Annotated in this window: 11 protein-coding genes and 1 pseudogene; 2 read left to right on the forward strand and 10 right to left on the reverse strand. The window is 28.9% G+C overall.

Features of this window, described 5'->3' with window-relative positions; genetic code table 11:
- Positions 1-25: 25 nt before the first annotated feature.
- The 10 genes from BCI_RS00690 to ygfZ all read right to left on the reverse strand — a co-directional run bounded on the left by BCI_RS00690 (position 26) and on the right by ygfZ (position 9,516).
- Complete coding sequence (locus BCI_RS00690; RefSeq protein ID WP_011520342.1) at positions 26-448, reverse strand: F0F1 ATP synthase subunit epsilon; 423 nt, start codon at positions 446-448, stop codon at positions 26-28.
- 13 nt (positions 449-461) lie between these two features.
- The gene (gene atpD / locus BCI_RS00695; protein WP_011520343.1) at positions 462-1,835 is read right to left on the reverse strand and encodes a F0F1 ATP synthase subunit beta; all 1,374 of its coding nucleotides are present in this window, start codon (positions 1,833-1,835) and stop codon (positions 462-464) included.
- A gap of 45 nt (positions 1,836-1,880) precedes the next feature.
- The gene (atpG, locus tag BCI_RS00700; RefSeq protein WP_011520344.1) at positions 1,881-2,744 is read right to left on the reverse strand and encodes a F0F1 ATP synthase subunit gamma; all 864 of its coding nucleotides are present in this window, start codon (positions 2,742-2,744) and stop codon (positions 1,881-1,883) included.
- 46 nt (positions 2,745-2,790) lie between these two features.
- A complete protein-coding gene (gene atpA / locus BCI_RS00705; protein ID WP_011520345.1) occupies positions 2,791-4,332 on the reverse strand; it encodes a F0F1 ATP synthase subunit alpha in 1,542 nt (513 codons plus the stop codon).
- A gap of 21 nt (positions 4,333-4,353) precedes the next feature.
- Positions 4,354-4,887 carry a F0F1 ATP synthase subunit delta gene (locus BCI_RS00710; RefSeq protein WP_011520346.1) on the reverse strand — a complete coding sequence of 178 codons (534 nt, stop codon included), beginning with the start codon at positions 4,885-4,887 and terminating at the stop codon, positions 4,354-4,356.
- A gap of 22 nt (positions 4,888-4,909) precedes the next feature.
- Complete coding sequence (gene atpF, locus BCI_RS00715; protein ID WP_011520347.1) at positions 4,910-5,380, reverse strand: F0F1 ATP synthase subunit B; 471 nt, start codon at positions 5,378-5,380, stop codon at positions 4,910-4,912.
- Between the two features lie 28 nt (positions 5,381-5,408).
- Positions 5,409-5,651, reverse strand: coding sequence for a F0F1 ATP synthase subunit C (gene atpE, locus BCI_RS00720; protein ID WP_011520348.1), 243 nt, complete (start codon positions 5,649-5,651; stop codon positions 5,409-5,411).
- Positions 5,652-5,687: 36 nt separating this feature from the next.
- On the reverse strand, positions 5,688-6,509 hold the full coding sequence (atpB, locus tag BCI_RS00725; RefSeq protein ID WP_011520349.1) for a F0F1 ATP synthase subunit A: 822 nt from the start codon (positions 6,507-6,509) through the stop codon (positions 5,688-5,690).
- Between the two features lie 87 nt (positions 6,510-6,596).
- Positions 6,597-8,492, reverse strand: a complete 1,896-nt coding sequence (mnmG, locus tag BCI_RS00730) for a tRNA uridine-5-carboxymethylaminomethyl(34) synthesis enzyme MnmG (RefSeq protein ID WP_011520350.1) — start codon at positions 8,490-8,492, stop codon at positions 6,597-6,599.
- A 46-nt stretch (positions 8,493-8,538) separates the two neighbouring features.
- Entirely contained in the window at positions 8,539-9,516 is a 978-nt protein-coding gene (ygfZ, locus tag BCI_RS00735; RefSeq protein ID WP_011520351.1) for a tRNA-modifying protein YgfZ, read from the reverse strand.
- A 152-nt stretch (positions 9,517-9,668) separates the two neighbouring features.
- Between ygfZ and recJ the strand changes: the two genes are divergently transcribed.
- Together recJ and prfB are read left to right on the forward strand one after the other, a co-directional pair.
- Entirely contained in the window at positions 9,669-11,396 is a 1,728-nt protein-coding gene (recJ, locus tag BCI_RS00740; RefSeq protein ID WP_011520352.1) for a single-stranded-DNA-specific exonuclease RecJ, read from the forward strand.
- 30 nt (positions 11,397-11,426) lie between these two features.
- Positions 11,427-12,438 (forward strand): annotated as a pseudogene (prfB, locus tag BCI_RS00745) (peptide chain release factor 2).
- Positions 12,439-12,441 lie beyond the last annotated feature (3 nt).

The following is a 12,441-nucleotide window of genomic DNA, read 5'->3' on the forward strand; positions in this document are numbered from 1 at the left end:
AAATCATAAATAACTAACATTTGAACTATATTGCTTTTTTTATTAGTTTAATTACTCGTAATTTAGCAAGAGCTTTAGCAAGTTCTACTGAAGCTTGAGTATAGCTCATATCATAGTTTAAATTTTTGATATTTTCTTGAGCTTGAAGCTTAGAATTTATTGCTCTTTTTTCATCAAGATCTTCACCGCGAATGGCAGTATCAGCTAGTACGGTAACAATATTAAGCTGAACTTCAAGTATGCCACCTGAGATATAAATATATTCTGTTTTACCATCTTCTGTAACAAGATATATTAAACCAGGTTTAATTTGTGTTAGTAATGGTGTATGTCTTGGAAAAATACCTAAATCACCCTCAATACCTGTAACTTGTATTTTTTCTACTAGACCTGAAAAAATTTGTTTCTCAGCACTAACAACATATAAATGATATGTTTTTATAGTCATAAAATTTAGAATACTATTCTTTAGTCATAGCTTCGTTAATAGAACCTATCATATAAAATTTTTGTTCTGGTAAATGATCATACTTACCATTAATAATATCCTCAAAACCAGAGATAGTTTCTTGAAGCGAAACATATTTACCCTGTGAACCTGTAAATACTTCTGCAACAAAAAATGGTTGTGACAAAAAACGTTGAATTTTGCGGGCACGAGAAACAACCATCTTATCATCTTCGGATAGTTCATCTATACCAAGTATAGCAATAATATCTTTAAGTTCTTGATATCGCTGTAAAATGCCTTGGACACCAAGAGCAACATCATAATGTTTTTGACCTACTACTAATGGATCTAACTGACGACTAGTTGATTCTAGGGGATCAATAGCTGGATAAATACCTAAAGAAGCTATCTGACGACTAAGTACAATAGTAGCATCAAGATGAGAGAAAGTTGTAGCTGGCGCAGGATCGGTTAAATCATCTGCAGGGACATAAACGGCTTGTATAGACGTAATAGAACCATATTTTGTAGATGTAATGCGTTCCTGTAATAGTCCCATTTCTTCTGATAGTGTTGGTTGATATCCTACGGCTGAAGGCATACGCCCTAGAAGCGCAGATACTTCTGCTCCAGCTAAAGTATAACGGTAAATATTATCGATAAATAGTAATACATCATGGCCTTCATCACGAAATTTTTCAGCTATAGTTAAACCAGTTAACGCTACTCTAAATCGATTACCTGGTGGTTCATTCATCTGTCCATAAACGAGTGATACTTTATCAAGAACATTGGAATCTTTCATTTCATGATAAAAATCATTTCCTTCCCGGGTACGCTCACCTACTCCAGTAAATACTGAATAACCAGCATGCTCAATAGCAATATTACGGATTAGTTCCATCATATTTACTGTTTTACCAACACCAGCTCCACCGAATAGACCTGCTTTACCTCCCTTAACAAGGGGACACATTAAGTCAATAACTTTAATACCAGTTTCTAAAATTTCTTGTGAAAGAGCTAATTCTTCATAACGAGGAGCAGATCGATGAATAGACCAATGTTCTTCTGCATTAATTATTCCTTTCATGTCAATAGGTTCACCAAGGACATTCATAATACGACTTAAGGTTGATTTACCAACTGGTACTTTAATTGCATGGCCTAAATCAATAACTGTTAATCCTCGACGTAAACCTTCAGAAACTCCCATTGCTATACAACGAACAATACCACTACCTAATTGTTGTTCAACTTCTAGGATTAGTTTATTCTTTCCATTAGTAACTTCTAGTGCATTATAAACTTTGGGTACGATATTTTGCGGAAACTCAACATCGACTACGGCACCGATAACTTGTATAATCTTTCCCGTCGTCATTCTTTATCCTCTTTGATACTTTTTTTAAATTAATTTATAGATAGCTTAAACTGCTGAAGCACCTGCTACAATTTCATTAATTTCTTGAGTAATGCTATTTTGTCGAGCTTTATTATAAACAATTTTTAATTCTTTCATTAGTGTATCAGCATTTTCGGTTGCAGCTTTCATTGCTACCATTCGAGCAGCTTGCTCACTAGCAAGATTTTCAACCACACTTTGATAAACTTGTGATTCTATATAACGTTGCAGTAAAATATTTAGTAATAGTTTAGAATCTGGTTCATAAATATAATCCCAATGTTTCATTTTTAAATCTATTTTATCTTCAATAGGAATAGGTAAAATTTGGCAAATTTGTGGTATTTGGGAGATTACATTAACAAATTTATTACTTACTAAATAAAGTTTATCTAAATACTCATTATCATATGCTTGTAACATCACTTTAATTATACCAATTAACTTCGATAATTTAGGATCATCGGTAATACCCGTAACTTGTGCAATAACTTTACTTCCAATTAAATTAAAAAAATTAACAGCCTTACACCCAACTAGTGCTAGTTCTATTGTTATGCCTTGTTCATTCCATTTTTTCATATTAGCTAATAGCTGTTTAAACAAATTAATATTTAAGCTTCCTGCTAAACCGCGGTCTGTAGAAATTACTATATAACCTATTTTTTTTACTTTTCTTTCATGAAAGTAAGGATGTTTATATTCTAAATTTCCTAAAGTTAAATGTTTAATAACCTTATGTATGATTTCTGCATAAGGTAAACTAGCTAACATACGTTCCTGCGTTTTTCGCATTTTGGATACAGCAACCATTTCCATGGCTTTTGTTATTTTTTTTGTATTTTGTATACAAATTATTTGACTACGTATTTCTTTTGTATTAGACATAGCTTTTTCTCCTTACAAATACGCAGTACGCTATTAGACTATAAAATTAAAAACTAGCATTAGTTTTAAATTTACTAATAATTTCTGTTAATGTTTTTTCAATATCATCATTATAATTACCCTCTTGGTCAATTATTTTCATAAAATCATGATATTGATGTTTAACATACAAAAGTAGTTGTGTTTCAAAATCATTAATCTTCTTAAGATTAATATCTTCTAGATACCCTTGTTCTGCAGCGAATAGCACTAAAGCTTGTTGTGATACGGACATTGGCATATGTTGTTTTTGTTTTAGCAATTCAGTAACTTTTTTACCGTAATTAATTTGTTTACGTGTTACTTCATCTAAATCAGAAGCAAATTGAGAAAAAGCTTCTAATTCACGATACTGTGCTAATGTAGTCCTAATACCACTTGAAACTGTTTTTATAATTTTCGTTTGAGCAGCACTACCAACACGAGATACAGAAATACCAGGATTAACAGCAGGTCTAATACCGGCATTAAACAAACTAGATTCCAAAAAAATTTGACCATCTGTAATAGAGATTACATTAGTAGGAATAAAAGAGGAAACATCACCAGCTTGAGTTTCTATAATTGGTAATGCTGTTAAAGAACCAGTTTTACCTTTTATTTTTCCTTTAGTATAAGTTTCAACATAGTTAGCACTAACACGTGCAGCTCTTTCTAAAAGACGAGAATGTAGATAAAATATATCACCTGGATATGCTTCACGACCTGGTGGTCTACGTAGCAGCAATGATATTTGTCGATAAGCTATAGCTTGTTTAGATAGATCATCATAAATAACTAAAGCATTTTCACCTATATTACGAAAATATTCACCCATAACACAACCAGCATATGGCGCTAGATATTGTAATGCTACAGAATCGGATGCTGTTGCTGTTACTATTATAGTATTGATTAGTGCATTATGTTCTTCTAATTTTTGTACTACATTATTAATAGTAGAWGCTTTTTGACCTATAGCTACATAAATACATTTAATATCGCTATTACGCTGATTTATAATGGTATCTATAGCTAGCGTTGATTTCCCAGTTTGACGATCACCAATAATTAGTTCACGTTGACCTCTACCTATAGGTATCATGGCGTCAATAGATTTATAACCAGTTTGAATAGGTTCACTAATTGATTGACGTTCAATAACATTTGGTGCATTAGTTTCAATTGGCGAAAATAATTTATTTTCTAATTTACCTTTTCCATCAATTGGTATACCTAAAGTATTTACTATACGACCTAATAGACTATGTCCAACTGGAACTTCTAAAATACGTCCTGTACATTTAACTTTCATTCCCTCAGTTAAATGACTATATGGTCCCATTACTACTGCACCAACTTCATCTCGTTCTAAGTTTAAAGCAATAGCAAAAGAATTACCTGGCAGTGCTATCATTTCTCCCTGCATAACTTCAGATAGTCCATGAATACGAATAATTCCATCGATAACAGATAGTATAATACCTTCATTGTAAATAATACTTGTTAGATCAAATTCAACAATTCTTTGTTTAATTAATTCGCTTATTTCTGTCGAATTTAGTTGCATGCTTTATATAATCTCCATGAATTATGTAGATAAATGTGTACCTAGACGTTCTAGACGACCAAGCATACTACTATCTATAACAATATCACCAATACGAATTATCATTCCTGCTATTATAGATAGATCTATTATGCAATTTAGTTTTACTTTCTGTGATAAACGTTGTCTCATGGCTTGAGTTATTTGCGCTATTTGGTTATTTGTTAAAGCACTAACAGTAATTACTTCAACTTCTATAGTTGAACTATTTTTCTTACATAGTTGTAAAAATATTTTTAATATATCGGGTAAAAGTAATAATCTTCTATTATAGGCCATTATACGAATAAAATTTCGACCATAATTATCTAATTTATTACCACAAACTGCTATGAATATATCTGCTATTTTTGTATTAGTTATTACTGTGCTTGATAAGAGCTTAGCTATATAGGGATTACTATTTAATTTAGAAGCATATAATAACATTGATTGCCAAGATGCTACTGTATTATGTTCAATAGCAAATTCAAAAACTGCTTTTGCATATGGACGAGATATAGTGATTTCAGACATACGCTGTAACTCTATAATATGATTATATTTTTGCTAAAATTTTATCTATAATTTTGCTATTTAAATTTTTATCTATGGAATTTTCTAGTATTTTTTCTGTACTTAATATTACAAGCTGAATTACCTGTAAACGTAGTTCTTCATATGCTATTTTTCTTTCGGTTTCTATTTGTTTTTGTGCTTGTGCAAGTATTTTTTTTCTTGTAATGTCTGCTTCATTTTTTGCTTCAATAATTAACTGTAACTTATTTTTATTGGCTTGTTCAATTATGTCTTGTGCTTTTAGTTTGATATTTATTAAATGCTTTGTTGCTTCCTCTTTTGCTTTTTCTAAATCTTTTTTAGTTGTTTCTATAAATTTAATATTATCAGCAATTTCTTGCTGACGTTTTTCTATTATAGAAATTAAAGGTGGCCACACGTATTTCATACAACAAAGTACGAATAATGTAAAGGCTATTGCTTGTCCTAGGATAGTTGCGTTGATATTCATATAATTTATTTTTAATTTTAAATTGAAATTAAGAAGCTACAGCAAATAAAATATATAAACCTAAGCCTACTGTAATCATAGGAATAGCATCTACTAAACCCATAACAATAAAAAATTGAGAACGCAGAAGAGGTATTAAATCAGGTTGACGTGCTGCACCTTCTAAAAATTTACCTCCAAGTATACCAATGCCTATTGCTGCCCCAATAGCAGCTAATCCCATCATTATGGTAGCAGCTATATATAATAAATTTATATTTAAACTATTCATAATAGTATCCTTAATTTTTGAGTAAAAAATAGTATTTTATTTATGCTGTTCATAAGCCATAGCTATATACACAACAGTTAATACCATAAAGATAAAAGCTTGTAATGTAATTACAATTATGTGAAATAAAGCCCAAGGGACACTAATAATCCATTGTGACCACCATGGTAGTAATCCTGCTATTAAAATAAAAACAAGTTCTCCTGCATATATATTACCGAATAATCTTAATGCTAAAGAAATTGGTTTAGATAAAAGACTTACACTTTCAAGAATAAAATTTAATGGAATAAATATTAAATGATTAAAAGGTTGCATAGTTAATTCTTTAATAAAACCAGTTATACCTTTTATTTTTAAGTTATAATATATGATTAATATAAATACTCCCAGTGCAAGTGATAATGTAATATTTATATCTGCAGAAGGAACAACTCGTAATGCTGGTATATGAAGTATATACATAGCTATGTATGGTAGCATATCAACAGCTAATAAATCCATTAAATTCATTAGAAATATCCATATAAAAATAGTTAAGGCTAGTGGAGCTATAAGCTTATTTTTACAAAATAATATATCGTTAACATTTTTATCAATAAAGCTAACTAATAGCTCAACTATTGTCTGTAATTTACTAGGAATACCTGAAGTAGCTGTTTTTGCTGTATAAAAAAATATCAATAAAAAAATTATCCCAAGTAATAAAGTAAAAAAAATTGAGTCAATATTTAGTATCCAAAATGATTTAATATCAGGATGATTTACTAACGTGAAATTATTTAAGTTAAGCTGCAAATGACTTAGATGATGACTAATATAGTCTCGTGTAGTTGTATTATCTACTAATTTTAACATAAATTTATCCAGTATAATTTTATTATCTAAATTAAATTTAATTATAATTAATACATGTTTGTATATATTAGAAAAAGTTTTTAATAGCTATTTATTAATTTTATTAGCTAATAAATTATTTTTCTTTAACCAAAGAAGTAAAAGAGATATTGCTATAGGTGTAATACCAGAAATCCGTAATGCTTGACCAATAGAATAGGGTTGATGATTATTTAATTGAGAAATTGCCTCATTAGATAATCCAGTAACTAAACTAAAATCCATATTTTTAGGTAATAAAGTTTGTTCATAGTTTAATTGACGTAAAATTTGCTCTTGCTGCTGAGCAATATATCCTTCATATTTAATTTGTATTTCAATTTGTTCTGCAGCTTGGATATTTTTTAATGTAGGTTGAAAAAATGATAAGTTAGTTAATGTTTTATAATTTATTTCTGGTCGACGTAATAATTCTTCACCATTAATTTTACACATAATAGGTTTTTTTAATAGTTGATTTAAATCCTGTATTCCTATTGTATTAGGTTGCACCCATAGATTACGTAATCTTTGTCGTTCTCGCTCAATGTAATCTAATTTTATACAAAATTTATGCCAATGATTTTCATTAACTAAACCTAATTTACGTGCAATTTCAGTTAGTCGTAAATCTGCATTATCTTCACGTAAAGACAGCCTATATTCTGCTCTAGAAGTAAACATACGGTATGGTTCTTCGATACCTTGAAGACATAAATCATCAATTAATACACCAATATAAGCTTGACTTCTATTTGGATACCAACTATCCTGTTCTAGTACTTTCTTAGCTGCATTAATACCAGCAATTAATCCTTGAGCAGCTGCTTCTTCATAACCTGTTGTGCCATTTATTTGTCCAGCAAAAAAGAGTCCGTTTATAATTTTGCTTTCTAAAGTATTTTTTAAATCTCGTGGATCAAAAAAATCATACTCAATAGCATAACCGGGTTGTATAATACTTGCTTTTTCTAATCCTTCAATTGATTGAACTATCTTTAGTTGAATATCAACTGGTAAACTAGTAGAAATCCCATTTGGATAAATAATATTGCTCATTAATCCTTCTGGTTCAAGAAAAATTTGATGTGAATCACGATGAGCAAAATGTATAATTTTATCTTCAATAGATGGACAATAACGTGGACCTATGCCCTCTATGTTTTTAGTATATATAGGACTATAATGAAGATTATTATAAATAATGTCATGAGTATTCTTATTAGTATAAGTAATATAACAAGGTATCTGACGAGGATGTTCACTTACAGAACCAGTAAATGAAAATACCGGCAATGGATTATCACTTTCTTGTTTTGTAAGAATATTAAAATTAACAGTAGAGGCATGAATACGTGGTGGAGTACCAGTTTTTAGTCGTTTGACTCGAAAGGGAAGTTTTCTTAGATTACTAGATAATGAAATTGAAGATAAATCTCCTGTACGACCACCAGGATAACTATTTAAGCCAATATGAATTTTACCATCTAAAAATGTACCTACTGTTAGTATTACTGAATTAGCATAAAACTTATCTTTAGCTTTTGATATTACACCTATAACATTATTATTTTTAATAATTAAATTTTCTACAAATTGTTGTAACACTAATAAGTTATTAGTATTTTTTAACATATTATATACAGCTTTTCGATAGAGATATCTATCTGCTTGTGCCCTAGTTGCTCTAACGGCAGGTCCTTTACTAGCATTAAGTATTCTAAATTGAATACCTGCAGCATCGATTGCTTTTGCCATAATACCACCCATAGCATCAACTTCTTTAGCTAGATGTCCCTTGCCAATCCCTCCTATAGCAGGATTACAAGACATTTCACCAATAGTTTTAATGTTATGTGTTAGTAATAGTGTGTTACATCCAATTTTAGCTGATGCTACTGCTGCTTCAGTTCCAGCATGGCCGCCACCAATTATTATTACATCAAAAAAATAATTTTTTAACATAATTAACCTTTAAGATCTATTAATAATTTTATATAAAATTCATTATTTATAAATAATTTAGCGGACATAAATGAAAGACACTTGTTATATCTCCTCGAACACGTAAAATACTATCTATAGCTAAATTTCTATTTAGCACTACTTGTATCCATATATTATTTTTTAATTTACAAGCTGCTAATACTATTCCAGTATAACGCCAATTATTGTTTATTTTTATTTCTAGTTTCTCACTAGCTGTTGGAATTCGATTTGCTTTACCTGACAAAAAACATAATTCTTTTTTGTTCATGTTATGATATTTAGTTCGAGCAATTGCTTCTTGCCCTAAATAGCATCCTTTGTTAAAACTAATACCTCCTAAAGCTTCAATATTTAATGCTTGTGGTAATAATAATTCACTATTTATTTGGTCAATAATAGGATATCCAGCAGCAATATCTAATGCTAACCATTGTTTACTATTGTTTGTTTGTATTTTATATTTAGTAAGTTTTTTTAATATTAGATTTTGTATATTATTTGTAGTAATTAACAAAAAACGATCAGCTGGTTGATGTAAATATAGAATAGTAGTATCCATAGTATGAATTACTGGACATAATCTATTTGGTATAGTAGTAAATATATTACTTAATATATCTTTTACTTGTAAACCAGCTATACCTAATAATATTTTATTCTGATGAAAATTAATATTTACCGTATAAAAAATTGCATATTTTTTAAATATATTTAACTCATTAGCATATACACTTTTTCTTGTAATTAACGCAAATCCATCTTGATAATGTAAAAAGTATACATTACTGTATACCTTTCCTTTTGTATTACAATGTACTGTAAAAGTATACTCATTATTTTTTAATGATGTTACATCACAAGCTAGTTGATCTTGTAGATACTTAACAGCATCTTTACCATTAAATGTTATTAATGCCCATTCTTCTAATGAAATCAAAGTTAATGATAAGTTAATATGTGATGATGGTATTATATATGGATAGCTAAAATTTATATGCATCTAATTATCCTTTTAACTATATAAATATTATAAAATAATTAATTTAATTATTAAAGTTAATTTTAATATCTGTACTTAAAAATTTAATATAATTAATACTATAATAAGTAATATACTGCATATTACTATATACTAATGATTAGTGATTAATAATGATAGTACAATTACGTCGTAGAGCTATAGGTGATATTTCGATATTAGATGAAATTAACATCCCAATATTACTTAAACGTATTTATATACAACGTGGAATAAAAAATCCACGTGAACTTGAATTAAAGACTTGTTATTTATTTACTAATGCTCAATTTAATGGAATTCAGCAAGCAGCAATTCTACTAACAAAAGCATTAAGAGATAAGCTAAGTATTATGGTTGTAGGAGATTTTGATGTAGATGGAGCTACTAGTACTGCTTTAGTTATACTTGCATTAAAACAAATGGGAGTAGAAAAAATTAATTTTTTAATATTAAACCGCTTTAAAGATAGTTATGGTTTAAATACAAGAGTAGTAGAAAAAGTAGCTTCAAGTGGAGCACAAATAATTCTAACAGTAGATAATGGAGTATCTTCTCATACTGCTATAAATTTAGCAGTAGCTAAAGGCATTCCTGTACTAGTAATTGATCATCATTTACCAGGTCAAACACTACCTAATGCTGTTAGTATTGTTAATCCTAATTTAAAAAATTGTAATTTCCAATCAAAGAACTTAGCAAGTGTTGGTGTGGCCTTTTATCTTATGCTTGCACTAAGAATGGAGTTATGTAAAAGTGGTTGGTTTGATAAGAATAAAATAGCTGTACCAAAATTAGCAAAATTATTCGATTTAGTTGCATTAGGTACTGTAGCCGATATGGTACCATTAGATATGAATAATCGTATTTTAGTACATCAGGGAATTAATCTTATACGAACGGGTTGTTGTCGTCCTGGAATCCGTGCATTAGTAGAAATTTCTAATATTAATCTGACTAAAATATGCGCAAGTGATTTAGGTTTTTATATTAGTCCACGTTTAAATGCAGCTGGTAGATTACAAGATATGTCTTTAAGTGTAGAATTATTACTAGCTGATAACTTGTCAACAGCTCGAATTATTGCTGCAAAATTAGATCGTCTTAATAAGGAAAGACGGTTAATTGAGCAAAAAATGTTTATTCAAGCTTTAAACTTATGTAAACAAATAGAAAATACTAAAAATGGCATACCATCAGGCTTATTACTTTATCATCAAAACTGGCATCAGGGTGTAATAGGTATTATCGCATCACAAATTAAAGAGTTTTTTTATAGACCAGTTATCATATTAGCACCTGCTGATAACTTTTTACTTAAAGGCTCTTGTCGTTCAGTTCCTAGTGTCCATATATATAATTTATTACAAATATTAGATCAATTATATCCTAATATGATGTTAAATTTTGGTGGTCATGCTATGGCTGCTGGTTTAACAATAGAGCAATCTAAATTAAGCCTCTTTCGAGATAGCTTTTATAGTTTAGCTAATCAATTAATTAAACCGTCAATGCTAAACAAAATTATCTGGTCAGATGGAGAATTAGTTGGAAAAGAAATTTCTATATCAACAGCAAAAATATTAAGAGAAGGAGGACCATGGGGAGTAGAATTTACAGATCCATTATTTGATGGAATATTTTGCATTTTAAATAAAATGCTTATCAAAAAAGTTCATTTGAAAATAAAACTACAAGATATATCAAATGGTTTAATTATTGATGGTATTATTTTTAATATAAATAAAATAATATTATTATCAATAAAAACTAAGACATTATACCGAATAGCCTATAAATTAAATATTAACTATTCTAATCATCAATTACAATTACTTATTCAGTATATATGGAATTTATGATTCTATATAGTAATCATATTACATTTATTTATGAATGAAATTAATAATATTAAAAATCAAATAAAAAATCTTACAGAAAGAACAATAATTATTCGGAGGTTACTTTGATAATGTTAATATTAAACAGAATCTAGAGTATAACATAAACAATTTTTATGAAATTTCTACTCAAATAGAATATATAGAAAAATTATTTAATTTAGCTATTATTGAAAATGATAGCGAAATAATATTAGAGATTAAAATAGAATTAGATAATATTGCAAATAAACTAAAGAAACTTGAATTTTGCTATATGTTTTCTCGTGAAAATGATAGTTCTAATTGTTATCTTGATATTCAAGCAGGTTCTGGTGGCATTGAAGCACAAGATTGGGCTAATATGTTACTAAAAATGTATTTACGTTGGTGTGAATTACATCATTTTAATGCTAAAGTAATAGAAGAATCAGCAGGTGAAATAGCGGGTATCAAATCAGCAACTGTTTACATAATAGGTAATTATGCTTATGGTTGGTTACGTACTGAGACTGGTGTACATCGTTTAGTACGTAAGAGTCCATTTGATTCTAGTAAACGTCGTCATACATCATTTAGTTCTGCATTTATTTATCCTGAAATTAATAATAATATTAATATTCAAATTAATCCTAAAGACTTACGTATTGATGTTTATCGTGCTTCAGGTGCTGGTGGTCAACATGTAAACCGTACTGAATCTGCAGTACGTATTACTCATTTACCAACTAATATAGTAACACAATGTCAGAATGATCGATCACAACATAAAAATAAAGAGCAAGCAATGAAGCAACTAAAAGCTAAAATTTATGAATTTGAACTACAAAAAAAAACTATGGAAAAACGTGCTAGAGAAGACACTAAATCTAATATTAATTGGGGAAATCAAATTCGTTCTTATATATTAGATAATTCGCGTGTAAAAGATTTACGTACTGGAATAGAAATACGTAATATTCAAACTGTGCTTAATGGAAATATAGATATTTTTATAGAAGCTAGCTTAAAAGCAGGGCTATAATAA

The organism is Baumannia cicadellinicola str. Hc (Homalodisca coagulata) (genome assembly GCF_000013185.1).
Lineage (GTDB): Bacteria > Pseudomonadota > Gammaproteobacteria > Enterobacterales > Enterobacteriaceae > Baumannia > Baumannia cicadellinicola_E.

Coding starts and splice junctions, on each gene's coding strand:
- BCI_RS00690 (WP_011520342.1), bottom strand. CDS start 448: ATGACTATAAAAACATATCATTTATATGTTGTTAGTGCTGAGAAACAA.
- atpD (WP_011520343.1), bottom strand. CDS start 1,835: ATGACGACGGGAAAGATTATACAAGTTATCGGTGCCGTAGTCGATGTT.
- atpG (WP_011520344.1), bottom strand. CDS start 2,744: ATGTCTAATACAAAAGAAATACGTAGTCAAATAATTTGTATACAAAAT.
- BCI_RS00710 (WP_011520346.1), bottom strand. CDS start 4,887: ATGTCTGAAATCACTATATCTCGTCCATATGCAAAAGCAGTTTTTGAA.
- atpF (WP_011520347.1), bottom strand. CDS start 5,380: ATGAATATCAACGCAACTATCCTAGGACAAGCAATAGCCTTTACATTA.
- atpE (WP_011520348.1), bottom strand. CDS start 5,651: ATGAATAGTTTAAATATAAATTTATTATATATAGCTGCTACCATAATG.
- atpB (WP_011520349.1), bottom strand. CDS start 6,509: ATGTTAAAATTAGTAGATAATACAACTACACGAGACTATATTAGTCAT.
- mnmG (WP_011520350.1), bottom strand. CDS start 8,492: ATGTTAAAAAATTATTTTTTTGATGTAATAATAATTGGTGGCGGCCAT.
- ygfZ (WP_011520351.1), bottom strand. CDS start 9,516: ATGCATATAAATTTTAGCTATCCATATATAATACCATCATCACATATT.
- recJ (WP_011520352.1), top strand. CDS start 9,669: ATGATAGTACAATTACGTCGTAGAGCTATAGGTGATATTTCGATATTA.